Origin of the sequence: Paenibacillus sp. BT-177 (assembly GCF_025846815.2) — a bacterium.
Taxonomy (GTDB): domain Bacteria; phylum Bacillota; class Bacilli; order Paenibacillales; family Paenibacillaceae; genus Paenibacillus; species Paenibacillus polymyxa_C.
This window is the reverse complement of record NZ_JAOYTP010000001.1, coordinates 394,468-418,642: the sequence shown is the minus strand read 5'-3', so window position 1 is coordinate 418,642 and position 24,175 is coordinate 394,468. Positions and strand designations below refer to the sequence as shown.

Below are 24,175 nucleotides of genomic sequence, written 5' to 3'. Positions count from 1 at the left end.
GGGAAAGGGGCTTGAATGAGCGGGGGAAAGGTCCGCTGAGCGTGGATAGGAGTGAGCAAATGTTCGACTGAATTTTCAATATATTTTCGGCATAAAAAGCGAGAGTCAGCCATAGACTTGTCTTAAAGAAAAAGGACAACTGTGAGGGGGCGGCACTGGTATGGAATGGCTGGAGTTATTTCCGGAACCGTTGCACGGTATACTCGGAAGGCTTCCAGAAACCGTATTTAAGCAACTGGAAGAAATCCGGATCCGGGAAGGAAGGCCGCTGGAAGTTAATGCGAATGGTGATCATCATTTTGTAACGACTGCTGGTCGGCTGACTTTGAATCCTGTTGAAGCCTATAAGCCTAACCGCGAGGATGCTCACCGATTGCTGGATTTTATCAGTAATCATTCCCTGTACACCATGGAAGAGGAGCTTCGCAAAGGGTTTATTACGATCCCTGGCGGTCATCGTATTGGCTTGGCAGGGAGAACCGTGCTCAACCGAGGGCGAGTAGAGCATTTGCGAGATATAAGCAGCTTTAATGTACGAATTGCTCGGGCCATTCCTGGCATAGCTGATCGGATATTGCCTTATGTAGCGGATCGAAAATCCCGAATGATACGGCATACGCTCATCTTGTCACCGCCGCAGCATGGCAAGACGACGTTGCTTAGGGACTTGGCTCGGCAACTGAGTTACGGAGGGATGGAAAGCAACGGAGGACGACGAAATGGACTTAAGGTGGGTATTATAGATGAACGCTCTGAGATTGCTGGCAGTCACAAGGGCATCCCCGGTTTTGATGTCGGACCTCGCACCGATGTATTGGACGGATGCCCGAAAGCAGAGGGCATGATGATGATGATTCGCTCGATGTCACCGGATGTCCTGATTGTTGATGAAATCGGGCGGCCAGAAGATGCAGAGGCGGTGCGTGAAGCACTTCACGCAGGCATCGCAGTCATTGCTTCCGCACATGGTCGCGATGTGGCTGAAATGGCGAGCCGATCTGCCTTTGCCGGATTAGCTACAGGACAGGAGCTGTTCCAGCTCTACGTCATGCTAGAGCGGACGAGCCGGGGTCTCTCTTTTCGTCTGGCAGATGCCAAGCAGCGCAGGCTAACACTGCCTGGGGAAGGGCAGAACGGGGGCATCTCCTATGCTTAAGCTGCTGGGAGCTGTCTTGGTTATACTAGCCACCACACTGGCAGGCTGGCAGCGGGCAAGGCAATTTGCCATGAGGCCGCGGCAAATCAGAGAGTTAATTCTCGCACTGCAAAGACTGACCACCGAGGTTTCTTACGGGGTGTCTCCGTTACCAGATGCTTTCGCCAAGACAGGAGAGCCCTTGCGAGAGCCGCTGCGCTCTCTGTTTCAGCAAGCCTCACGCTGGATGCACCCCTCTTTTGGCCTGACCGCCAGAGAAAGCTTGCATAAAGCGATTGAAGTTTCGTGGAGCCGTTCCTCTATGAAGCAGGCCGAGAAGGAAGCGATGCGTCAGCTTGCTTACAGCCTTGGAACCAGCGACCGTGAGGACCAGATCAAGCACATTGCGCTGACCATCCAGCAGTTATCCCATGAAGAAGCGCAGGCGCAGGCAGATCAGGTGAGATACGAGCGTATGAGCAGAAGCCTGGGACTGCTGATCGGAGCATTGATCGTCATTTTGATCTATTAGCGGGGTGCTCGAATGAATTTAGAAGTGAACGCAATTTTCCAGATTGCCGGAATTGGCATTATTATCGCTATGATTCATACCGTACTAAAGCAAATGGGCAAGGAAGACATGGCCCATTGGGTGACGGTCATCGGTTTCGTTGTAGTGCTGTTCATGGTGGTGCGAATGCTGGATAACCTTCTGCAAGAGATCAAATCTATTTTTCTTTTTCAGTAGGTGAACACATGGAAATCATTCAAGTGGTGGGCTTCGCCCTCGTTGCCACAGTCCTCATCTTAGTTATCAAGGAACAGAAGCCGATGTTTGCCTTTTTGATTGCAACAGCTGCGGGAATCGTCATTTTTTTGCTGCTGATTGGCAAGATCGGATCTGTGGTTGCCGTGCTGGAGCGACTGGCCAGGTCTTCAGGCATGGACATGATTTATTTTAAAACCGTATTAAAAATAATCGGTATCGCTTATATTGCTGAATTTGGAGCACAGATCGTACGGGATGCGGGACAAGACGGTATTGCTTCCAAGATAGAGCTTACTGGAAAGGTACTCATCATGGTACTCGCAATCCCGATTATCAGCATTATTATTGATACCATTCTGAAGCTGATGCCCGCCTGAGGGGGTGATGCCATGAAAAGGCTGGGGGGCATGCCGAATCTCAAAGTTATTGTGATTTTGCTGCTATGTCTCTGGTGCGCCTCGGCTGCGGTCCTCTTCGCAGATACACCTACAAACGAATGGATCAGACAACAGGCGGAGCAAATGCCCAAAGATGATGTTGAACATTATTGGGACGGACTCATGAAGCAATACGGCGGATTTTTCCCTGACCAGAAAACGCCTTCTTTCATGGACATGCTGCTTCCGGGTGGTGAAGGATTCAGCATAAAAGGTGTGTTGATTGCCATAGCTGATTTTTTCATCCATGAAATTCGGGTGAATGCCAAGCTGCTCGTCACCATCGTCATGCTCAGCATTATGAGTATGGTGCTGGAAACGCTGCAAAGCGCTTTTGAAAGCAAGCAGGTCAGCAAAGTTGCTTACGCTATCGTGTACATGGTCATTATCATTTTGGCGATTAATAGCTTTAGTGTAGCGATTGGTTATGCCAAAGAAGCAATTGACAGTATGATTCACTTCATGATGGCGATGTTGCCCTTGCTGTTTACCATGTTGGCCTCGATGGGTAACGTTGTCACGGTTTCGGTGACCCACCCGCTGATTGTATTTATGATCAACACGGTCGGAACAGTCATTCATACGCTTGTATTCCCGCTGCTGTTCTTCTCGGCTGTGCTGTATTTGGTTAACTCGCTTACGGGCAAATATAAGCTGACCCAGTTAGCTGATCTACTGCGGAACGCTGGTGTTGCCGTGCTGGGAGTGCTTCTGACTATTTTTCTAGGAGTTATTTCGGTGCAGGGGTTAACCTCTTCGGTTACTGACGGATTAACGATCCGCACAGCTAAATATATTACAGGTAGCTTTGTTCCGGTGGTAGGCAAGGCGCTGGCAGATGCGACGGATACGGTCATTTCGGCATCACTGCTCGTTAAAAACGCCATCGGCCTTGTGGGAGTCATCATTATTTTGTTCCTGTGCGCTTTTCCTGCTCTCAAGATTCTGACACTAGCTCTCATTTATAAAGTGACCGCAGCAATCATGCAGCCTTTGGGAGATACGCCTATTGTGGAATGTCTGGATGCCATCGGCAAGAGTATGATTTATGTTTTCGCGGCACTGGCGGCCGTGGGATTAATGTCCTTTCTTGCGATTACCGTCATGCTCGCAGCAGGCAACATGACGGTCATGATGAGGTGAATACATGCACACAATCCAACGAGAGGGAGGCGAGTGACGTGACCTGGCTGGGAGGCTGGCTCAAGGAACTGGTGCTAATCGTGCTGCTGGCTTCTTTTGTCGATATGATCTTACCGAGCCGATCTATGGAAAGGTATGTCAAACTCGTACTCAGCCTGCTTGTATTGCTGACATTGCTGTCTCCGATTGTGCGCTTGCTGAGCAGCAGTCCCTCAGAGATTTTGGGGCGAGCATTGGATCTGCAACGCCAGGCAGAGACAGGTAACAGGGAACCGACATTGGAGGAGATCTTAGCCAAAGGCTACAAGCTAAAGCAACAGCAGGAACAAAGCTCCATGCAATGGGCAGGCAAAGAGGTAGCTAAGGAAATGAAAGGGCAATTGGAGCAGTACACCGGGTTAGCAATTCAGTCGGTCCAGGTGACCCTTGCGCAGATTCAGCAGAAAGAATCGGGGCTAGAGGCAGGAACGGGTGTTCAGTCAGTAGTGGTCAAACTGGCGGAGCAGAAGGCAGCAAAAGAAGAAAACACAAGCGTCCCGCCGGGTACAGATGTCAAGCCGATTATGGTGGAGCCTGTAGCTGAAAAGACAGTGAATATTCGTGTGGAGCCGACACCGTCAAAAACCTCTAATCATAATGAAGAAACGCGAGAAGATGCTCGTAGTTCTGACGAAACCACAGAGGATGGCAAACCTGCGGATCAGAAAGCTTTTGGCTTAATCACAGGAATTCTACGTGAAAAATGGGGGATCGACAGCACACATGTTCAGGTGATTAATTCGCAGGATGGAACACATGAATGGTAACAGGAGGTGAACCGAAATGGACAAATGGAGGAAAAAGCTGGAGCAATGGATGGGTGGAGGGGGGGACGGAGCGAAAAGGTTCAATTCATTTCGTTGGCTACTTATTCTTGGCCTTATCGGTGTAGCGATTATGCTCTTTAATTCATTCGTTAATGTGAAAAAAGTCGACCCGGAAAACGTAGGGAGAGAACCGCCAGGCGTAATGAAAAATGAGCCTGCGTTAGAAACAACGGTAGGTGAGGACAGTTCCTTTGCCGGAATCGAGAAGGCTTTCGAGGACAATATGAAACAGATGCTGGAGCAGATTGTTGGCGTAGGAACCGTCGATGTCATGGTGACGGTAGATTCTACCGAAGAAGTGATCGTGCAACGGAATGTGAAGGACATGCAGGAAGAAAATAACGAGTCGGACGCCAATGGTGGACAAAGGCACACTACTCAATATACACGCGATGGTGAGATTGTCACCTATGAATCATCGGGCGGTCAGCACACCCCGATTGTTACCAAAAAAGTAAAACCACAGGTAAGGGGAGTGCTTGTTGTGGCTATGGGGGCAGAAAACCCTACGGTGAAGCAGCTCATTGTGGATGCAGTGCAGAAGGGACTAAACGTACCTTCATACAAAATATCAGTCGTTCCGCGTAAGCAGGGATAATATGGAATTGGGGAACAAAGAAGTTAATATTGCAAACCACTTATGAATATGGAGGACAGAACATGAATAATAAAAGACAAACCGTTTGGCTGGTGTCCATGCTGAGTTTAATGGTGGTACTGTCTGCATATTATTTGTTTACGGAGGACTCAAGCCCGGCAAATCCGCCTGTGGCAGACAGCGAGCAGGTGAGTAAGGTTAAACAGGATGCTGCCCAGGAAGCAACGACAAAGGCTGAAGAACAAATGAATGAACTGAAAGTAAATGAAGTGGTAACCAATGGTGAAGTAACTGACGGAACAGCAGATACTTCCACAAAGGACACAGCTTCTACAACTGATCCAGCAACTGAACCATCCAAAGGTGATAAAGACACAGCCGCCGCCCCTGCTACTGAATCGACTGCATCCGATCAAAACACAACTGCAACTAAGACAGACACGACAGCTAAAAGTGATGACAAAGCAGCTTCTAGCGCTAAAACCGACAAGCAGGTACTTGATCAAGTGGCAAGCGAACAAGCAGCCCAACCAACAGCGGCAGCTGTGATTGACAACTATTTGCTGGAGCGGGATGTGGAAAATCAAAAGAAAAATGACGAGCTGACTACGGCAATGAATGATAGTACACCTCAGAAAGCCGCAGAGGCGCAAAAAGAATTACATGTACTTGAAGACAAACAGGCCAAAATTACGGGCATCGAGGAAGAGCTCCAGCAGCAGTTCGCCAATGCGGTAGTCCGCGAGGAAGATGCTGATAAATACAAAGTAGTGGTTCTGAGTGAAAAATTGGATGCTAAGCAAGCGGTAACGATTGTCGATAAAGTCATGAAGGAATTAAACGTTACGCAGGACAAGATCAGTGTCCAGTATGTTACACAATAAGACAAAAAACGCGAAAAAGCCCGGATTTCTGCATAATCCCGGGCTCTTTCTATTTTTAATGATTGTGATATAATACATAAAGCTGTTTCAAAAATGTTATCAGCAACCGGCAAAATGCTGAAGGAGTGATTAATAGAGATGTTTAAATTAAGCGAGATTAAGGAATTGATCAAGCTGGTGGATGAAACGTCTGTGCATGAGCTTGAAATTGAAAATGAAGGAACTCGCCTCATGATCCGTAAACCGGGCAAAAGCGAGATCGTTACGGTACAGGCTCCTGTAACAGCACCTGCTTATACAGTGGCGCCACAAGCTGCAATTCCGAATCCACAAGTACATTCCGATGTTGGACATGCAACTGCTGGGGAACCGAAGGAATATGCAAGCAATCTACATAAAATCGTATCTCCGATGGTAGGCACTTTCTATAGTTCTTCATCCCCGGATACGGCCCCGTATGTGAGTGTCGGCAGTAAAGTAGGCGATAAAACAACGGTATGTATCATTGAAGCGATGAAGTTGATGAACGAGTTGGAAGCTGAAGTGAAGGGCGAAATTGTGGAAATTTTGGCCGAAAACGGACAGTTGGTTGAGTATGGCCAGCCATTGTTCCTTGTGAAACCGGAGTAAGAAGCTTGTTTGTCCCCTTTTTTGAGGGTTCGGCAAGACTGCTCCCAGGGAGGATAAAGTCATGACATTTCAAAAAGTATTAATCGCGAACCGTGGAGAAATTGCAGTTCGTATCATTCGCGCTTGCCGCGAAATGAATATTTCGACAGTTGCCGTTTATTCGGAAGCTGACAAGGATTCGTTACATGTGCGTCTCGCAGATGAGGCTTACTGTATCGGACCGACGTTGTCTAAGGACAGCTACCTTAATTTTACGAACCTGATGAGTGTTGCTACATTAACTGAATGTGATGCCATTCATCCAGGTTACGGGTTTTTGGCGGAAAATGCAGACTTCGCTGAAATTTGCGAATCGTGCAATATTACGTTTATCGGACCTTCTCCTGAAGCAATTAACAAAATGGGAGACAAGGCTGTAGCCAAGCAGACCATGAAGGATGCCGGGGTTCCGGTTATTCCAGGTTCAGACGGACTGGTTGAGGATGTGCAGGATGCAATCAGCATCGCACGTGATATCGGATATCCGGTCATTATCAAGGCCACAGCAGGTGGTGGTGGTAAAGGTATTCGTATCGCCGAAGATGAGGATAACCTTATTCAACAAATCACTACTGCTCAGCAGGAAGCGCAAAAGGCCTTTGGCAATGCGGGTGTGTATCTGGAAAAATATTTGACCGGTATGAAACACGTGGAAATACAGATCATAGCGGACAAGCATGGTAATGTTGCCTATTTGGGCGAACGGGACTGCTCTGTACAGCGTCGTCGTCAGAAGTTGTTGGAGGAAGCACCATGTCCAGTACTTTCGCAGGATGTTCGTGAAGAAATGGGACAGGCAGCTGTTCGTGCAGCTTTGGCCGTTCAATACTCTGGCGCAGGAACGCTCGAATTTTTGCTTGGCCCGGACAATAAATTCTATTTCATGGAAATGAACACACGTATTCAGGTGGAACATCCAGTAACAGAAATGATTACTGGTGTAGACCTGATTAAAGAAATGATTTCGGTCGCTGAAGGACATCCGCTTTCCTTTACGCAGGAAGAAGTCACGATTAATGGCTGGGCAATAGAATGCCGTATTAACGCTGAGGACCCGGATCGTAATTTTATGCCTGCACCGGGTAAAATCGGATTTTATCTGCCTCCAGGCGGTCCTGGAGTACGGGTAGACAGCGCTGCTTATCCAGGTTATAGCATTCCTCCTTATTATGACTCTATGATTGCCAAGCTGATTGTATGGGCGCCTACACGGCAGGAGGCGATTGCCAAAATGAAGCGGGCTTTAGCTGAGTTTGCTATTGAGGGCATACCCACAACGATTTCTTTTCACCAGCGCTTGCTAGAGCATCCGACCTTTATTGAAGGCGATTTTGATATTAAATTTTTGGAGGAAAACGAAGTTTAATCGGTATATTTCCTCAGTTTGTCATAATGAACGCCAAATGATATAGTATGGATAATAAGTGAGCATGTCTGCTTTGATATCCAAAGCTGGAATGAAACTTATTTTGACCGAAAGGTGTTGAAGGTATGAGCACAGTGCCAACCGAATTCGAACGTACAGAAATTGGGGAAATTCAAATTGCCCCGGAAGTTATTGAAGTCATTGCCGGACTGGCTACCGTTGAAGTACCAGGTGTAGCGGGAATGAGTGGCGGATTTGCTGGCGGATTTGCCGAACTGCTAGGCCGCAAAAATTTATCTAAAGGTGTAAAAGTGGAAGTCGGACAGCGTGAAGCTGCTGTAGACGTCTCCGTCATTATTGAGTATGGTAACCGTCTGCCTGAGGTGGCTGCTGCTATTCAGCATAATGTTAAGCGTTCCATTGAAAACATGACAGGTCTTAACGTGGTAGAAGTGAACGTGCAAATTCATGATGTTCAATTCAAAAATGCTGAAAAAGTAGAAGAGCCGGAAGTGCTGGGCGCCGGACGGGTTAAATAGAGCGATACTTTGTACAAACCCCCGACCCTTATGGGTCGAGGGTTTACTCTAATTTAAGGAGGCTGTGCGTTTCGTGGCTAAAGTTATGGACAGACTTCTGCTGTTTTTGTACAGCTTAAGTATCGGAATTATTTCCATTCTCGCCATCCTCCTCCTGAGCGGGGCCATTCCGTATGTTTTAAGCATTGAGGATGAGCGAGTGGTGTGGTTTACCAGCTTGATTATTGCAGGAGTTCTGTTGTTATTGAGTCTTCGGTTTTTTTATATCTCTATTCGACGGAACCAAACCGTACAGCATTCTATTGATCAGCGAACCGAATATGGTGACATTCAGATTTCGGTGGATACCATCGAAAACCTGTGCCTCAAAGCGGCTTCCCGATTTCGCGGGATGCAGGATCTGAAAGCACGCGTTCGTGTGTTGGAATCGGGACTTGATATTACGATTCGGGCGATTGTTGACGGGGAAAGCTCCATTCCGGTGTTAACCTCCGAGGTACAAAAGGGGGTACACGACCATGTGGAAGAAATTACAGGAATTCCAGTATCCAATGTGTCGGTGTACATCGCTAATGTTTCTCAGTCACCAAGCTTTAAGAGTCGTGTGGAATAGAGGTGATTTTCCCTGATGCCCTGGAAAGAAATATGGGGAAGTTACAAGGGCCGGATCATGGGGATCACGGCCGGTATTTTTTTCGGTTTTATTTATTTGTGGGCAGGCTTTTGGAATATGTTGTTCTTTGCATTGATGGTGTTCATCGGATATACGCTAGGAAGACGTAGCGATTCAGCGCTTGGTTCATTCCTCCCTTGGAAAGAATGGAGCGAATGGTTGTCGCAACGTTGGCGTCCTTTTAAATGAACCCTGTGATACGTGTTCTCCAAAATACAGCTGTAGCTTATTTGCGCCCAACGGTTTTGGAGGATGCGTTCACAGGTTTTTTTGTGGAAATTGGTTAGAATGAAAAATAGATATAGGCAAGCGTAGGAGGCAGGGCATGAAAAGACGTCTGGCGAGGGAATTAGCGGTACAGAGTATGTACCATATGGAAATGAATGAAGTGGATGCGGCGGCAGCTGTAGACATGCTGCTTCAGGAAGCGGCTGAGGAAAACGAAGCCGAAGTTGTGATTAAAAACGCGGAAGTGTTAAGAGCATATGTTTTGGAGCATGTGCGTGGCACATGGGAGCACAAGGAAGCTATTGACGGGCTGTTGGCGGATTACCTGAAAGGCTGGCAGATCAGCCGACTTTCACGTGTGGATCGTCAAATTTTGAGGCTTGCGGTATATGAAATGATTTTCCGCGAGGATGTTCCAGCCAAGGTAGCAGTCAATGAAGCCATTGAATTGTCGAAGCACTTTGGTACCGAGGAATCGGGTAAATTTGTTAATGGTGTGCTGGGACGAGTTATACAAGAGCTGGAGCAATTGAAAGCACGTTTTTAATTAGAGACTACTGAATCAGGTTGGGGAGTGGTTAAACATGTCAGCACCGATCATTGATGGTAAACAAATCTCTCAGGATATCCGGGCAAGCATTCAGCAAGAGGTCATTCGTTTGAAAGAACACAGCTTTCAACCCGGACTGGCTGTTGTACTGGTAGGCGAAGATCCTGCTTCTCAGGTGTATGTTAAAAATAAGGAAAAGGCGTGTTATGATCTCGGCTATTACTCTGAGGTTCATCGACTGGCGGCAGATACTTCGCAAGAAGCATTACTGAAACTGGTGGATAAGCTGAATCATCAAAGCAATATTCATGGGATATTGGTGCAACTGCCATTGCCAAAGCATATTCAGGAAAAAGCTGTCATTGACGCGATTGCAGTGGAGAAAGATGTTGACGGATTTCATCCGGTAAACGTAGGAAACCTGGTCATCGGCGATGATAGCCTATTGCCTTGTACTCCCGCTGGAGTCATTGAGTTAATCAAGCGTGCTGGAGTAGAGATAGCCGGTAAACATGCAGTTGTTATTGGTCGCAGTAATATCGTGGGCAAGCCAGTCTCTTTATTGCTGCAGCGTGAAAATGCTACGGTTACGATGTGTCACTCTCGTACAGCGAATATGGCCGAGCTCAGCAGACAAGCGGATATTTTGGTCGTTGCCATCGGTAAAGCCAATTTTATTGATGCTTCGTTCGTAAAACCAGGTGCAGTAGTTATCGATGTGGGAATGAATCGTCTGGAGAACGGAAAGCTGGCGGGTGACGTTGATTTTGAGAGCGTAAAGCAAGTGTCCGGTCCGATTACGCCTGTTCCCGGCGGTGTAGGCCCAATGACGATTACAATGCTGATGCAAAATACGCTCGTAGCGGCCAAGCGGTCGTACGGTTTGGCATAAAGGCAGCTGCCTGTGGCTGAACAACAACGTATTTATTCTATAAAGGACCTGAATCGTTATATCCGGATGAAACTGGAATCCGATCAGGTGCTGTCTGATGTATGGATACGCGGGGAGATTTCTAACTTTACGCATCATTCGAGTGGTCACATGTACTTTACGCTCAAGGATGAGGGGAGCCGGATACGTTCGATTATGTTTGCGACCCATAATAGACGGCTCCCTTTCGTACCAAAAGAAGGTACGCGTGTTATCGCCCGGGGAAACGTATCCGTGTATGAACGGGATGGACAATATCAATTTTATGCGACGCAAATGCAGCCTGACGGTATAGGCAGCCTTTATTTGGCTTATGAACAACTCAAACAAAAGCTTGATGCAGAAGGGCTGTTTGATACCGCTCGCAAACGGAATCTGCCCGCTCACCCGGCAACCATCGGCGTAATTACGTCACCGACCGGAGCGGCTGTGCGTGATATTATCACCACACTTCAACGCCGATACCCACAGGCTGGGATCGTGTTGTATCCTGTTCTTGTGCAAGGAAAGGGTGCTGCCCCCTCGATTGTTAAGGCAATTGAAGCCATGAATCGTATGCAGGAGGTTCAGGTGATGATCGTCGGACGGGGCGGTGGCTCCTTAGAAGAACTGTGGGCATTTAATGAGGAAGCGGTTGCGCGTGCCATTTACGCATCGGTCATTCCTGTCATTTCGGCTGTTGGACACGAAACGGATTTTACCATTGCCGATTTTGTGGCTGACTTACGCGCAGCGACGCCGACCGCAGCAGCTGAGCTGGCTGTGCCTCACCAGGGAGAGCTTCGGGATCAGCTGCTCCAGCGGGAGCAACGGTTGCGCAACGCCCTTAGGCAGCGGCTGGAAGCCAGTCGTGAACGCTTGATGAGGCTTCGGCGTTCGCCAGTGCTGCTGCATCCACGCCGCTACATGCTCCAGCATGCAGAGCGGATGGATATGCTGCATCAGCGTCTGATCCGCGCAGCGGCTAACCGTTCACGCCTAAACGCAGAGAAAAACGCGCGTATGCGTCAGGTACTAGAGCGGTTTAATCCGCGCGAACAAATTCGTTCGGCGCGCAAGCAGACGGATATGGCACAACGTCAGCTGGAGTCTGCGATGCGTGCGATCACAAAAACGGGACGGCAGCAGCTGCATACCGGAATTCGTCAGCTGGATGCGCTGAGTCCGCTCAAAGTCATGGCCCGAGGCTACAGCTTGGTATACGATGAGCAGGAGAAACGGCTGATCAAGTCGCTCAAAGATGTACAACCGGGAGATTCCATCAAGATAAAAGTGAGTGACGGGCAGTTAGACTGTCAAGTATGGGGAATGAAGGAGGACGCGAAGCACGGTGGCGAATGAAGCGGAATTGAATTTTGAAGCGGCCATGGCCGCTCTTGAAGAAATTGTCGGACAACTGGAGCATGGAGACGTTCCTCTGGAGCAAGCCATTGATTTGTTCCAGCGGGGGATGAAGCTGTCTCAGCTTTGCAGCCAGAAGCTGGAACAGGTCGAACGTAAAATTGAAATGATTGTGGAAGAGGATGGAGATTTGCGCAAGAAGCCTTTCGGTGGCGGATTGGATGAAAACGGCGGTGAAGGGCTTGAATAGACTGTCGTTCAAGGAATATTTGGCTGTGACGGCGGATGCAGTTTCGTCTGCATTGACCGAGCAGTTTCCGGCGCATTGGGACATTCCAGATGTCCTTCGAGAATCTATGAACTATTCACTGACCGCAGGCGGAAAACGGCTGCGGCCTCTGCTTTTGATCGCCGCTGCGGAAGCATTTGGTGGAAGCAGGGAAGCGGCGTTGCCAGTAGCATGTGCGGTAGAAATGGTACATACGTATTCCCTCATTCACGACGATTTGCCGGCGATGGATGATGATGATTATCGGCGAGGAAAGCTGACGAATCATAAGGTATACGGCGAGGCGGTTGCTGTTCTTGCGGGCGATGCTTTGCTGACCCATGCGTTTTATTGCATCGTGCAGGCAGGTCGTCTTCACGGTGTTTCTTCCGATGCGCTATTGTCCATAGTTGAGGATTTATCCGAAATGAGCGGCGCCAGAGGTATGGTAGGTGGACAGGTCGCAGATATGTCAGGCGAGCAGGGAATGACGGGGATCGAGGAACTGGAATATATCCACCTTCATAAAACGGCTGATTTGATCATTTTCTCACTCTTGGCAGGTGGACGGATTGCTGGGGCAGACAAGAGTCAACTAGAGGCGCTTCGCTGTTTTGGACGAGATCTGGGCCTGGCCTTTCAAATTCAGGACGATATATTGGATCTCGTAGGCGATGAAAGCAAAATGGGAAAAAAAACGCAGAGTGATGTTGAACAAGAGAAGGTTACCTATCCGTATTTCATCGGTATGGACGCATCTCTGCGACAAGTGGAGGAACTCACAGTGTCTGCCAAAAAAGTGATTGCAGAAGGTGGCATTCCCGATTCTTCGCGTTTGCTGGAGATAGCGGATTACCTGATGAAGCGTGATCATTAGTAGCATTAGAACTGGTTTGACTTGTCTGCGTTTAAGCACAGTCCAAAAGTGTGATATAATACTTGTTAACTTTACACACAAACTTGAAGGAAAGCGGGGAGATATGCGTGCTGCTTCCACACATAAAGCAACCAGGCGATCTGAAATCACTGTCGGTTGAGGAGTTGGCTTCTCTAGCCGAGGAAATCAGGAGCTTTTTGATTGAGAAGCTGTCCGTGACTGGGGGGCATCTGGCATCGAATCTGGGAGTGGTTGAGCTCACGATCGCCCTGCATTATTGCTATAACAGTCCAAAGGACAAGATGATTTATGACGTTGGGCACCAAGCCTACGTGCACAAAATATTGACAGGGCGAATGGATCGTTTTGATACACTTCGTCAGCGTGATGGACTTTGTGGTTTTGTAAAAAGAAGCGAGAGCGAGCATGATGTTTGGGAAGCTGGACATAGCAGCACTTCCCTTTCGGCTGCAATGGGGATGGCCTTGGCACGAGATTTAAAGGGCGAGGACAATAAAGTTATTGCAATGATCGGGGACGGAGCATTGACTGGGGGCATGGCCTTCGAAGCATTAAACCATATTGGTCATGAACGTAAAAATTTAATGGTCATTCTGAATGATAATGAAATGTCCATCGCCCCGAATGTAGGGGCCATGCATAATTATTTGAGCAAAATTCGCTCGGACCGTCACTATTTGCGGGCAAAGGATGAGCTGGAAGTTTTGCTGAAAAAAATACCCGCTATTGGCGGTAAACTTGCCAAATCGGCTGGCCGTGTCAAGGACAGTCTTAAATATATGATGGTGCCAGGTGTGCTGTTTGAGGAGCTGGGATTTACGTATCTTGGTCCGGTTGATGGGCATGATTTGTCCAAGCTAATTGAGACTTTTCAGCAGGCTGATAACGTTACTGGCCCCGTATTAGTGCATGTCGTAACCACCAAGGGTAAAGGCTATAAACCTGCGGAGGCCGATTCGCACAAGTGGCACGGCATCAGTCCATACAAAATTGAATCAGGTCAGGTACTCAAAGCCGTGGGCAATCCGATGTATACAGAAATTTTCGGTAGAACGCTGATTGAGCTGGCTGAACAGGATGAGCGGATCATTGCGGTCACCCCTGCAATGCCTGGTGGATCAGGGCTAGTGCCGTTTAGTAAAGAGTTTCCTACACGTATGATTGACGTCGGTATCGCTGAGCAGCATGCTGCAACCATGTGTGCAGCGTTAGCAATGGAAGGGATGAAGCCGGTATTTGCGGTGTATTCCACTTTTATGCAGCGTGCATATGACCAAATTGTGCACGATATTTGTCGTCATAATGCCAACGTGATGTTCGCGATTGATCGTGCTGGTTTTGTTGGTGCTGACGGTGAAACTCACCATGGCGTGTTTGATGTAGCATTCCTGCGTCATATCCCGAATCTGGTGCTTATGATGCCAAAGGATGAAAATGAGCTGCGCCATATGATGAAAACAGCACTTGACTACGAAGACGGTCCAATTGCTTATCGTTACCCACGTGTTAACGTGGTTGGTGTGCCATTGGATAATGAATTGCGGGCTATTCCCATCGGCAGTTGGGAGTTTCTGCGTAAAGGTGAGGGCTTCGCTGTAATCGCTTCAGGACCAATGCTCCAAGTGGCGACAGAGGCTGCGGAGGCGATGAAACGTGAGGGTATGCAAGTGGGCGTTGTGAATGCACGCTTCCTCAAGCCTTTGGATGAGGAGATGTTGCGTGAACTGGCCCGCCAGCATACGAAGCTGATCGTATTGGAAGAAGCTTCTGAAGCGGGAAGTTTGGGTAGCGCTGTACTGGAATTTTACGCTAAAGAAGAAATACAAGATGCACAGGTGCGCTTAATGGGGATTCCTGATCTGTTTGTGGAGCACGGCTCCATCAAAGAGCAGCGCGATGAAGTGGGACTTACCGTTGAAGCTGTGTGCTTAAAGCTGCGTAAGTGGTCTGCTGAGCCAGCATATGGCATGGGGCAATCTGTATAGGGTAACTTAAAGTAAACAACATGATATTATAAAAAGTATGACAAGAGCAGCCTGGCTGCCTAAAGGGAGATTAACATGTCTGTTCCGAAGGAACGCATTGATGTATTGCTTGTAGAACAAGGTTTTTTTGAAAGCCGTGAAAAAGCTAAAGCCGCAATCATGGCAGGTCTAGTGTTGGCGGACAGCGAACGGATCGAGAAAGCGGGAATGAAGGTACCACGTTCCAGCGAGCTTAAAGTTAAAGGGTCGGTGCATCCGTATGTAAGCCGTGGAGGGTTGAAGCTCGAAAAGGCCATCCGTCAATTCGAGCTGGACATGAAGGGCAGGACGATGCTGGATATCGGTTCATCAACCGGAGGCTTTACGGATTGTGCGCTTCAGCATGGAGTTGAGTACGTGTATGCCATTGATGTGGGGTATAATCAGCTGGATTGGTCACTTCGTAATGATGAACGTGTATGCGTTATGGAGAAAACAAATTTCAGATATATGACACCTGCAGATTTGGGCGGTCCTGTGCCTAATTTCGCAAGTATTGATGTTTCTTTTATTTCGTTACGAATTATTTTGCCACCGTTGCTTGCATTGCTGCATCAACCTGCTGATATTGTAGCTCTAATTAAGCCTCAATTCGAAGCTGGACGCGAAAAGGTTGGGAAATCTGGCGTGGTTCGAGATCCTGCTACGCATAAAGAAGTGCTGCAGACCATCTTGATGTTTGCACATGAGCTTGGACTTTCATTGCAAGGCTTGGCCTATTCCCCCATAACAGGTGGCGAAGGAAATATTGAATTTTTAGCGCATTGGCGTTTGAATGGGCTTCCGGCGGCAGAATCGCAGCTGGAGAAAATGGATTTCAGTCCACTGATTGAACAAACTGTTCAGGAAGCAGGTCAGACATTTAATAATGGCCCATTGCGTAAGTGACATTCAGGGGTTCTCCATGAGTTCTGTGAACTTAAGAGAACCTCTTTTTGGTGTGAGGGATTGATTGTAGAACTCACGTTCGCCTATAATGAGATGTATAATTGCAGATATTCATTTTCATTCACACAGATGTGATGAACCCAATTGAATATCCGGTCGCAGGTACAGCGTACCTGTATGAGGAAAAGGGATTTTATATCTTGTCCTAGAATATGTCCATGAGGTGATCGGTTCATGGACACTCGATACGATACGGTTATCATCACTGTGATCGGGGTGATATTAGGGATATGGGCTTTATATAGCCTGCGTGCCTGGTTAAAAGAGCCGGGACCGCTTGTGCTAAAAACGATACCAATTAACGAGGAATTGAACGAAGGACCTGCTGTGGACCAACTAGAAGAAGCAGGGTATGAAGTGGTGGGCGGGAAAATGAAAATACCGCTTGCTTTTAAAGTGAATGGACATACCGTGTATAGCCGTTTGTTTATTGATTACGTAGCTGTACGTAACGGTTCGACATATATGGTCAAAACGTCACGCCGCAAGAAACCGATGGAGTGGAACGGTCCTGATTTACGAGACAGGCTTATGCCTTATTTGCTGCTCTATCCGGGCTGTGCGGGGGTATTGTACGTTGATACGGACGAGAAAAGTATTCGCCTTATTACATTAGTGGAAGACCTCGAAGAAGAGGAATATGAAGGTTAATCCATAGGAGGATTATATGAAGGGTCAACGACATATTAAAATCAGGGAAATTATTTCACAACATGAGATTGAAACGCAGGATGATTTAGTTGAAGCATTGCGTGAGGCTGGTTTCCAGGTCACGCAGGCAACTGTATCCCGGGATATCAAAGAACTGCTGCTCATAAAGGTTCCAATGGACGACGGCAGATATAAATATTCGATGCCTTCAGACCAGCGCTACAATCCGACGCAGAAACTGAAACGTACATTGGTTGACAACTTTTTGCATATTGACTACACAACCAATCTGATTGTGATGAAGTGCCTGCCAGGAACAGCTAACTCGATTGCTGCTTTATTAGATAATATTGAATGGTCTGAGGTCATGGGTACGATCAGCGGGGATGACACCATTTTGATTATCTGCCGATCGGAAGAAAATAGTGAAACTATCGTGAATCGTCTTATGGGCTACATTTCCTAATTATAAAGTACGCATATTAGGCGTTTTAATTTGTACATCATAGAGGTGAAAGAACGATGCTGGTCACTTTGTCTATACGGAATTTGGCAGTCGTAGAAGCTGTCGATGTTCATTTTTATAAAGGATTTCATGTATTGAGCGGAGAAACTGGTGCTGGTAAATCCATTATTATCGACGCACTTGGGCTGATTGCGGGCGGCAGGGGATCTGCTGACCTAGTGCGTTACGGATGTGATAAAGCTGAAATGGAAGCCTTGTTTGAATTGCCGGTCAAACATCCCGTTTGGAATACGTTGGAGGAACAAGGGATTAAGGCTAATCCAGAAGAGCATTTGCTGATTCGTCGAGAACTTACAGTTCAGGGGAAAAGCTCATCTCGAATTAACGGTCAGATGGTTAATTTAACGATGCTGCGTGAGGTAGGTGAGCAACTCGTTAATATCCACGGGCAGCATGAGCATCAAAGCTTGCTGCGTGCGGATCGCCATCTTGCGCTGCTGGATACGTTCGGTGACTCGGTCATTGGTCCAGTCAAAGCGCTTTACCGGGAGCGCTACAATGCTTTTGTCAAAGCGGAAAAAGAAGTAAGAGAATTGCAAAGCTCCAGTCAAAAGGCTTATCAGCTATTGGACATGTATCGCTTCCAATTGGAAGAGATCGCTGCGGCGGAGTTAAAATTGGGTGAAGATGAATTATTGGCAGAGGAACGGGTCAAGCTATCCCATAGTGAGAAAATGATGGATGGAGTATCAGGAGCATACGAGCTGTTAAGTGGGAGAGGTGGTCTAGATACGGTCAATAACGTGTTGTCCAGATTAAATGATGTTCAGAGCTACGACAGTAAAAGCCTTCAGCCCATTGCGGAGCAGATTCAATCTGCTTTCTATCAGTTGGAGGATGCAGCGTTTCAATTACGCTCTTATCGTGAGGATATTGAATTTAATCCGGGCAAGCTGCATGAGGTGGAGCAACGTTTGAATCAAATTACCGGGTTACAGCGAAAATATGGTGATAGTATAGAGCAGATTTTGGAATACTATAGCCGTATTGAGCAGGAAACCGATCTGTTGGAAAATAAAGATGAGCGGCTGGAGCAGCTCATTGCAAAGCGGGATGAGTTGCTTTCGAATTTGCTGGAGATTGCTGAAGAGCTTACAGAGGCACGTGAAATTTGTGCTGAAGAGCTTGCAGAGCAAGTACAGCAGGAATTAAAAGATCTTCAAATGGAAAGAACGTCACTCAAGGTGCGTATTGATCCAATTGAGGATCCACGTGGATATGAATATAAAGGTCTAAAGGTACGACCTACCAAGCAAGGGATAGATAATGCGGAATTTCTGATTTCGCCCAATCCCGGTGAGCCACTTCGCCCACTCGGTAAAATCGCTTCCGGTGGTGAGTTATCACGTATCATGTTGGCGATGAAAAGTATTTTTGCGCGTCATGATCAAATTCCGGTGCTCATTTTTGACGAGGTGGATACCGGGGTAAGTGGTCGTGCAGCTCAGTCCATAGCCGAGAAGCTTTATCGTTTGTCTTCCGTTTGTCAGGTGTTTTCCATTACTCATTTGCCGCAGGTGGCATGTATGGCAGATCATCAGTACCTGATTGAGAAAAATGTTCATGACGGACGGACCATGACTCAAATTGAGGGACTAACGGAGGAAGGTCGTGTCAAGGAATTGGCACGGATGCTGGGCGGGGTAGAAATTACCGAAAAAACATTGCATCACGCACAGGAAATGCTGAATTTGGCGGAAGGAAAGAAAGCCTGAAAAGAGCGGCTGGCGTAATGATTAACAGTTATAAAAGCCTGGGGGCAAGGTTACCTTATAGGTACGCAATTGGCGACCACCTTTACTCGTCAAGCGAAAGAAGCAAAGGGAGCGTGACAGCCATTGAATTTTTACTCCAGGATCAAATTGCTCGGTCTTTTGCTTGTTTTTCTTATGTGTTCTCTCGGTAACGCTCAGCATGTGCAAGCAGCGCTGCCTCTACAAGCTTCTTTGGATTTGTTCGGCACTAAAAGCATGCAAACAACCCAAGAAAGCGTGGTTCCCGATTTGAAAGTATACCCAGGGGGGCAGACGATCGGGGTCAAAGTAAAATCTTCAGGAGTGCTTGTCGTAGGTCACCATATCATTCAGGAAAGCAATGATCGTAAGGTGTCACCTGGTGAGACAGCTGGTATTCGCCTAGGGGACCGGATTACACACATGAACGGCAAACCCCTTAATAGTCTCGCCAGGGTAGCGGAAGCCGTGGACGAGGCAGGTAAAAACAAAAAGCCGCTGGACATCACGCTTTGTCGAGGTGAGCAGACGATTTCCACCAAGTTAACCCCAGCATATGATCAAGATGATAAAGCGTGGCGGCTTGGGTTGTATATTAGAGACTCGGCTGCAGGCGTAGGTACATTAACGTTTTATGCACCGGATCAGGGGGTTTACGGGGCGTTGGGTCATGTAATTACCGATATGAATACTCAAACTCCCATTGTTGTGGGTAGTGGAGAGATTGTGCAATCCAATGTGACGTCAATTGCGAAGAGCCAGAGTGGGGAACCAGGAGAAAAACGTGCTCATTTTCTCAAAGATCATCGGATCTTAGGAAATATAGAACGAAATACGAGCTTTGGAATATTTGGGAAAATGTCAGATGAGCCGCAGAATGGATTGTATTCGACGCCCATTCCGGTGGGACTTGCGAATGAAGTAAAAGAAGGACCGGCAGAAATATTGACTGTATTGGAAGGTCAACAAATTCAGCGTTTTCAGGCAGAAATTGTACACATTTCTCAGCAGGATAAACCGGCAACCAAAGGGCTTGTGATTCGGGTTGTAGATCCTAAACTATTAGATAAGACCGGCGGAATCGTGCAAGGAATGAGTGGGAGTCCGATTATCCAAAATGGTAAGCTGATCGGAGCTGTAACACATGTATTCGTTAATGATCCTAAATCAGGTTATGGATGTTTTATCGAATGGATGTTGCGTGATGCAGGAATCATGCATAATAAATTGAGCTTGAAGTCATCCTCTAATCTTAAGGCGAGCTAGTGGCCTTAAGATTTTTTTGTCGAAAAGCAGGGGAATAACTCAGAATTGCAAGATAAAAATTCAATTATAATTGAATTAATAAAAAAAATAAATAAAAATAATTTTCGACAGAAGGAATTCATAATTCGATGTCGAAATCATATACTCCGACAAGAAATATTTATTTAATGCAAACAGATGTCCCAAAGGAATAACACTCAATAAGGAGGAAGTACATTGCAAAAAATTGAGGTATTGTTGGCTGATGACAACCGGGAATTTACGAATTTGCTTGCTGAATATATTTCCGATCAGGAGGATATGGAAGTTACAGGAATCGCCTTCAACGGTGAAGAAGTACTCCAACGCATCGCAGAATCCCGCAACATACCTGATGTACTTATTTTAGATATTATTATGCCTCATCTGGATGGTCTCGGTGTATTGGAGCGTTTAAGAGAAATGAACCTGACTCCACAACCGAAAATCATTATGCTGACTGCATTCGGTCAAGAAAATATTACACAGAGGGCCGTTCAACTCGGGGCATCTTATTATATTTTGAAGCCGTTTGACATGGAAGTGCTTGCTAACCGTATACGCCAATTGGTAGGACCGCAATTAGTCAGCAATAGCCCGGTAACCGTTTCATCCATGCGGTCCAACGTTGTGCCTATGGGTAAGACGAAAAACCTGGATGCCAGCATCACGGCTATCATCCATGAGATTGGCGTACCAGCTCACATCAAGGGCTATCAATATCTACGCGAAGCCATTACGATGGTGTACAATAATATCGAAATATTGGGAGCCATCACCAAAACCCTATATCCGGCAATTGCCGAAAAGTTCAAAACGACGGCATCTCGCGTGGAACGTGCCATTCGTCATGCTATCGAGGTAGCATGGACCCGTGGAAATATCGACAGCATCTCCCACCTGTTCGGTTACACTATCAATATCAGCAAGTCCAAACCAACCAACTCAGAATTTATAGCGATGGTCGCAGACAAGCTGCGGATTGAGAATAAGGTGTCCTGAAAGTCTGATGAGACGCGAAAAAATGAACGTGAGTAGAACGCAAATTCTCAATAATTTATCGATCGTTGCGCCGGAGATTCCGATGAAGCTCTTCGCAATTGAGTTGAATTTTACGCTTTACACACATATCAATAGGTATTTTTGCTGAAACTAATACTAAATAAGTAACATTATTTGAATAACGCTTATCTCTTCGGAGGTGGGCGTTATTTTTTTGCAAGATGTCGCAAATTTGCAAATCCATCAAATTAGGGTAACTAACCGATAGAGGGCCCCTATACTAGGATTCATCGTATGAACGTTCAAAGAGCAATTAAGAGATGCAAGGTTGAATTATACCAAGCATTTAATGAATAAGGTTATGGAGAGACTACGAGCGAGGTAATTGCGGAGAGTTTATTTTATAGTAGGAATATCATTAAGCAAAACCGTACTTCGAAATGATGCTAATCTATCTCCTTATGCGCATCAGAGTGTAAATCTGCCAATATCATTATATTATTGACTTTACTTCCCATTAAAATGTAAGGTATTAACATACACTATTACTAGGGAAGGTTGTTAGATGATGCGGGTAAAAATTTCAATAATTTTGTTAGTGATTGTTTGGTTTTTCACTACCGGCATTTCCGATCTACAAGCTAAACTGGATAGAGGAATAAAAAACACGGTTACATCTAATATGTTTGGTGCCAGTGGAGACGGGACTGATCAGACAAAAGCTATCCAGTCTGCACTTGACTACCTCGAGAGAGTGGGAGGCGGTAAGCTTATCCTTGGCAAAGGTACGTATCTCCTAAGTATCGCTAAGAGTATTCACAGTAAGGCATGTATTGTCATACCCGCCGGAGTGATTATAGAAGGCTCTGGTATGGGTGTCACCATCATCAAACGGATTAGTAGTGAACGGAAGCAAAACGGCGTATTGCTCGTTAATAAAGGCTACGACACAAAGGGTGGATATAAAGCAGCTGGCAATATCGTGTTACGAAATTTCACGATTACAGACGGTGATGTTACCTCCAAGCCGAGGACTTACGGGGACTTGATTGCGTTGGGACATGCGAATAATGTACTTATTGAGCGTGTCCAATCGTTAAATCATGATCAACATTTCGTAGACATTTGCGGTTCGAGAAATATAACCGTGAGAGATTCTATCAGTAATAATCTTCAAGACACCTATGGGACGGCCACAATCCAAGTTGATCGAGCTAAAAACCTAGGGATATGGGGGTTGCTACTTGACGGAACTAATCCAAAAAATATAACTATAGAGAATAACAAAATCAACTCAATGTCCGAACTGGTGTTACAACTTGGGCATGATCAATCTATTGCAGGAGATATACGTGTAGTAAAAAATGCAATAAATTGCTTGAATAAAGCTAGAGCACAAATAGCAATCGGTAAGGACGAAGATACATCAATATTGACTGCAAACATTAAAGACAATCAAATAAAACTCAATAATGCAAATAGTGTAGGGGTTAATCTAGTGGCCAATACAGCCAACAGACTAGAAAATATCTCAATAGCTGGCAATACTATCACAGGTAAGATGCGGTCAGCGACTATTGTAGGCAATTCTGTCGCATCTGCGGGTTTTGAGGACATTTTGTATTCACATTACGTTGAGGTGTAACACATGAGTTTTCTACGCAGGTTGCTATAGACTTTTTTAATAAATCTTTATAATTTTATGTTAAACTTCTCTCTATATGGGTTACTGTGGCATGTCTGATTAGAAGTATAATTAAAACAAACTTTCAAATGAGGTGAATGGATGTCTTTCCGTATTGTTCGAAGTATTTAGTTTCCGGGCTGGAAAAAAACGCGTACCAGCTGTCAAGGGGGAGTCTGCCTCATTGACTACAAAACTAAAATTTCGAATGATCTCGGTCTGCTATTTTGTAGTTTATTATCTTATTTGAAGGTGGATAAAAATGAATTCAATTGAATATAAAGAGTTTTATGATAAGGTTGGAAAAATCAACGGATGGGATTTTAGCAATGTGAAATGTATTTCTGAAGGAGTAAAATGGGACTTCTATAATGAAGTGTCGAAGACGTGCGAGAAGTCGGACATATTGCTTGATATCGGCACGGGTGGCGGGGAAGCTATTTTGTCAATAGCAGCTTCTGCATTACTTTTAGTCGGAATTGACCAATCTGCTGGAATGATTGATACGGCAAGAAAAAATTCTACTGAAGCAGACATAGCGAATGTTCGTTTTCTACAGATGGATGCTGAAAATCTGAATTTTCCCAAGGAATTCTTTAATGTAATCTCTTCTCGACATTCGTGTTTCTCTGCAAAAGAAATAGCTAAGGTGTTAGTTAAGGGTGGTATATTTTTAACACAGCAAGTGAGCGAAAATGACAAATTAAACATTAAAGAAGCGTTTGGAAGAGGGCAGGCATTGGGTACTAAGAAAGACTCGTTGAAAACTCAATGTATTACAGATCTCAATGAAGCGGGTTTTAACGATATTCAGTCATTTGAATTTAATGCAACCGAATACTATCAGACTCCTGCAGACTTAGTTTTTCTTTTGAAACACACTCCCATTATTCCTGACTTTGGACAAAAACAAATGGATTTTGAAATACTCCAACAATTCATTCTGGACAACCAAACTCCAAAAGGAATTAGGACAAATGCAGAACGATTTATGATTATAGCTAGGAAGTAAAACATAAAGGGATACC

Annotated in this window: 27 protein-coding genes; all 27 read left to right on the top strand. The window is 46.1% G+C overall.

What is annotated here, in order from left to right; genetic code table 11:
- Nucleotides 1-160: 160 nt before the first annotated feature.
- The 27 genes from spoIIIAA to OIU26_RS01995 all read left to right on the top strand — a co-directional run bounded on the left by spoIIIAA (nucleotide 161) and on the right by OIU26_RS01995 (nucleotide 24,159).
- A complete protein-coding gene (spoIIIAA, locus tag OIU26_RS02125; protein WP_165079686.1) occupies nucleotides 161-1,156 on the top strand; it encodes a stage III sporulation protein AA in 996 nt (331 codons plus the stop codon).
- Nucleotides 1,149-1,667 (top strand): stage III sporulation protein SpoIIIAB, encoded by a 519-nt coding sequence (gene spoIIIAB, locus OIU26_RS02120; RefSeq protein WP_013371786.1) that lies wholly within the window; start codon nucleotides 1,149-1,151, stop codon nucleotides 1,665-1,667. The genes spoIIIAA and spoIIIAB overlap by 8 nt, the downstream gene beginning before the upstream one ends.
- Before the next feature lie 12 nt (nucleotides 1,668-1,679).
- Complete coding sequence (gene spoIIIAC, locus OIU26_RS02115) at nucleotides 1,680-1,883, top strand: stage III sporulation protein AC (protein WP_010345636.1); 204 nt, start codon at nucleotides 1,680-1,682, stop codon at nucleotides 1,881-1,883.
- An 8-nt stretch (nucleotides 1,884-1,891) separates the two neighbouring features.
- Nucleotides 1,892-2,281, top strand: a complete 390-nt coding sequence (gene spoIIIAD / locus OIU26_RS02110; protein WP_013371785.1) for a stage III sporulation protein AD — start codon at nucleotides 1,892-1,894, stop codon at nucleotides 2,279-2,281.
- A gap of 12 nt (nucleotides 2,282-2,293) precedes the next feature.
- Nucleotides 2,294-3,484 carry a stage III sporulation protein AE gene (spoIIIAE, locus tag OIU26_RS02105; protein ID WP_025675014.1) on the top strand — a complete coding sequence of 397 codons (1,191 nt, stop codon included), beginning with the start codon at nucleotides 2,294-2,296 and terminating at the stop codon, nucleotides 3,482-3,484.
- 38 nt (nucleotides 3,485-3,522) lie between these two features.
- On the top strand, nucleotides 3,523-4,290 hold the full coding sequence (locus OIU26_RS02100; protein ID WP_264215816.1) for a stage III sporulation protein AF: 768 nt from the start codon (nucleotides 3,523-3,525) through the stop codon (nucleotides 4,288-4,290).
- Nucleotides 4,291-4,306: 16 nt separating this feature from the next.
- Complete coding sequence (gene spoIIIAG, locus OIU26_RS02095; protein WP_264215815.1) at nucleotides 4,307-4,948, top strand: stage III sporulation protein AG; 642 nt, start codon at nucleotides 4,307-4,309, stop codon at nucleotides 4,946-4,948.
- A gap of 62 nt (nucleotides 4,949-5,010) precedes the next feature.
- Complete coding sequence (locus tag OIU26_RS02090) at nucleotides 5,011-5,832, top strand: SpoIIIAH-like family protein (protein WP_264215814.1); 822 nt, start codon at nucleotides 5,011-5,013, stop codon at nucleotides 5,830-5,832.
- 138 nt (nucleotides 5,833-5,970) lie between these two features.
- Complete coding sequence (accB, locus tag OIU26_RS02085) at nucleotides 5,971-6,462, top strand: acetyl-CoA carboxylase biotin carboxyl carrier protein (protein WP_264215813.1); 492 nt, start codon at nucleotides 5,971-5,973, stop codon at nucleotides 6,460-6,462.
- A 61-nt stretch (nucleotides 6,463-6,523) separates the two neighbouring features.
- Complete coding sequence (gene accC / locus OIU26_RS02080) at nucleotides 6,524-7,867, top strand: acetyl-CoA carboxylase biotin carboxylase subunit (RefSeq protein WP_013371779.1); 1,344 nt, start codon at nucleotides 6,524-6,526, stop codon at nucleotides 7,865-7,867.
- 125 nt (nucleotides 7,868-7,992) lie between these two features.
- Nucleotides 7,993-8,406 (top strand): Asp23/Gls24 family envelope stress response protein, encoded by a 414-nt coding sequence (locus OIU26_RS02075; RefSeq protein WP_013310820.1) that lies wholly within the window; start codon nucleotides 7,993-7,995, stop codon nucleotides 8,404-8,406.
- 73 nt (nucleotides 8,407-8,479) lie between these two features.
- Nucleotides 8,480-9,019 (top strand): alkaline shock response membrane anchor protein AmaP, encoded by a 540-nt coding sequence (amaP, locus tag OIU26_RS02070; protein WP_040103448.1) that lies wholly within the window; start codon nucleotides 8,480-8,482, stop codon nucleotides 9,017-9,019.
- Between the two features lie 15 nt (nucleotides 9,020-9,034).
- Nucleotides 9,035-9,268 (top strand): DUF2273 domain-containing protein, encoded by a 234-nt coding sequence (locus OIU26_RS02065; protein WP_013371777.1) that lies wholly within the window; start codon nucleotides 9,035-9,037, stop codon nucleotides 9,266-9,268.
- A gap of 136 nt (nucleotides 9,269-9,404) precedes the next feature.
- A complete protein-coding gene (gene nusB, locus OIU26_RS02060; protein WP_013371776.1) occupies nucleotides 9,405-9,854 on the top strand; it encodes a transcription antitermination factor NusB in 450 nt (149 codons plus the stop codon).
- Between the two features lie 37 nt (nucleotides 9,855-9,891).
- Nucleotides 9,892-10,749 (top strand): bifunctional methylenetetrahydrofolate dehydrogenase/methenyltetrahydrofolate cyclohydrolase FolD, encoded by an 858-nt coding sequence (gene folD, locus OIU26_RS02055; RefSeq protein WP_264215812.1) that lies wholly within the window; start codon nucleotides 9,892-9,894, stop codon nucleotides 10,747-10,749.
- Nucleotides 10,750-10,815: 66 nt separating this feature from the next.
- Nucleotides 10,816-12,129: an exodeoxyribonuclease VII large subunit gene (gene xseA, locus OIU26_RS02050; protein WP_436449023.1), complete on the top strand. Its 1,314-nt coding sequence runs from the start codon at nucleotides 10,816-10,818 to the stop codon at nucleotides 12,127-12,129.
- The gene (gene xseB, locus OIU26_RS02045) at nucleotides 12,119-12,379 is read left to right on the top strand and encodes an exodeoxyribonuclease VII small subunit (protein ID WP_013371773.1); all 261 of its coding nucleotides are present in this window, start codon (nucleotides 12,119-12,121) and stop codon (nucleotides 12,377-12,379) included. Before xseA ends, xseB begins: the two co-directional genes overlap by 11 nt.
- Nucleotides 12,351-13,274 carry a polyprenyl synthetase family protein gene (locus OIU26_RS02040; protein ID WP_064962911.1) on the top strand — a complete coding sequence of 308 codons (924 nt, stop codon included), beginning with the start codon at nucleotides 12,351-12,353 and terminating at the stop codon, nucleotides 13,272-13,274. The genes xseB and OIU26_RS02040 overlap by 29 nt, the downstream gene beginning before the upstream one ends.
- Nucleotides 13,275-13,381: 107 nt before the next feature.
- Nucleotides 13,382-15,280 (top strand): 1-deoxy-D-xylulose-5-phosphate synthase, encoded by a 1,899-nt coding sequence (gene dxs, locus OIU26_RS02035; RefSeq protein ID WP_264215810.1) that lies wholly within the window; start codon nucleotides 13,382-13,384, stop codon nucleotides 15,278-15,280.
- A 75-nt stretch (nucleotides 15,281-15,355) separates the two neighbouring features.
- Nucleotides 15,356-16,207 (top strand): TlyA family RNA methyltransferase, encoded by an 852-nt coding sequence (locus OIU26_RS02030; RefSeq protein WP_264215809.1) that lies wholly within the window; start codon nucleotides 15,356-15,358, stop codon nucleotides 16,205-16,207.
- A 234-nt stretch (nucleotides 16,208-16,441) separates the two neighbouring features.
- The gene (locus OIU26_RS02025; protein WP_058711534.1) at nucleotides 16,442-16,918 is read left to right on the top strand and encodes a hypothetical protein; all 477 of its coding nucleotides are present in this window, start codon (nucleotides 16,442-16,444) and stop codon (nucleotides 16,916-16,918) included.
- Between the two features lie 16 nt (nucleotides 16,919-16,934).
- Complete coding sequence (gene ahrC / locus OIU26_RS02020) at nucleotides 16,935-17,384, top strand: transcriptional regulator AhrC/ArgR (protein WP_013371768.1); 450 nt, start codon at nucleotides 16,935-16,937, stop codon at nucleotides 17,382-17,384.
- Nucleotides 17,385-17,440: 56 nt separating this feature from the next.
- Nucleotides 17,441-19,159, top strand: coding sequence for a DNA repair protein RecN (recN, locus tag OIU26_RS02015; protein ID WP_264215808.1), 1,719 nt, complete (start codon nucleotides 17,441-17,443; stop codon nucleotides 19,157-19,159).
- A 123-nt stretch (nucleotides 19,160-19,282) separates the two neighbouring features.
- Nucleotides 19,283-20,443: a SpoIVB peptidase gene (spoIVB, locus tag OIU26_RS02010; RefSeq protein ID WP_058829761.1), complete on the top strand. Its 1,161-nt coding sequence runs from the start codon at nucleotides 19,283-19,285 to the stop codon at nucleotides 20,441-20,443.
- Nucleotides 20,444-20,659: 216 nt separating this feature from the next.
- Nucleotides 20,660-21,463, top strand: a complete 804-nt coding sequence (gene spo0A, locus OIU26_RS02005) for a sporulation transcription factor Spo0A (RefSeq protein ID WP_013371763.1) — start codon at nucleotides 20,660-20,662, stop codon at nucleotides 21,461-21,463.
- A 565-nt stretch (nucleotides 21,464-22,028) separates the two neighbouring features.
- Nucleotides 22,029-23,108 carry a hypothetical protein gene (locus OIU26_RS02000; RefSeq protein ID WP_264215807.1) on the top strand — a complete coding sequence of 360 codons (1,080 nt, stop codon included), beginning with the start codon at nucleotides 22,029-22,031 and terminating at the stop codon, nucleotides 23,106-23,108.
- 301 nt (nucleotides 23,109-23,409) lie between these two features.
- Nucleotides 23,410-24,159, top strand: a complete 750-nt coding sequence (locus OIU26_RS01995) for a class I SAM-dependent methyltransferase (RefSeq protein ID WP_025675619.1) — start codon at nucleotides 23,410-23,412, stop codon at nucleotides 24,157-24,159.
- The last annotated feature ends 16 nt before the right edge of the window (nucleotides 24,160-24,175 follow it).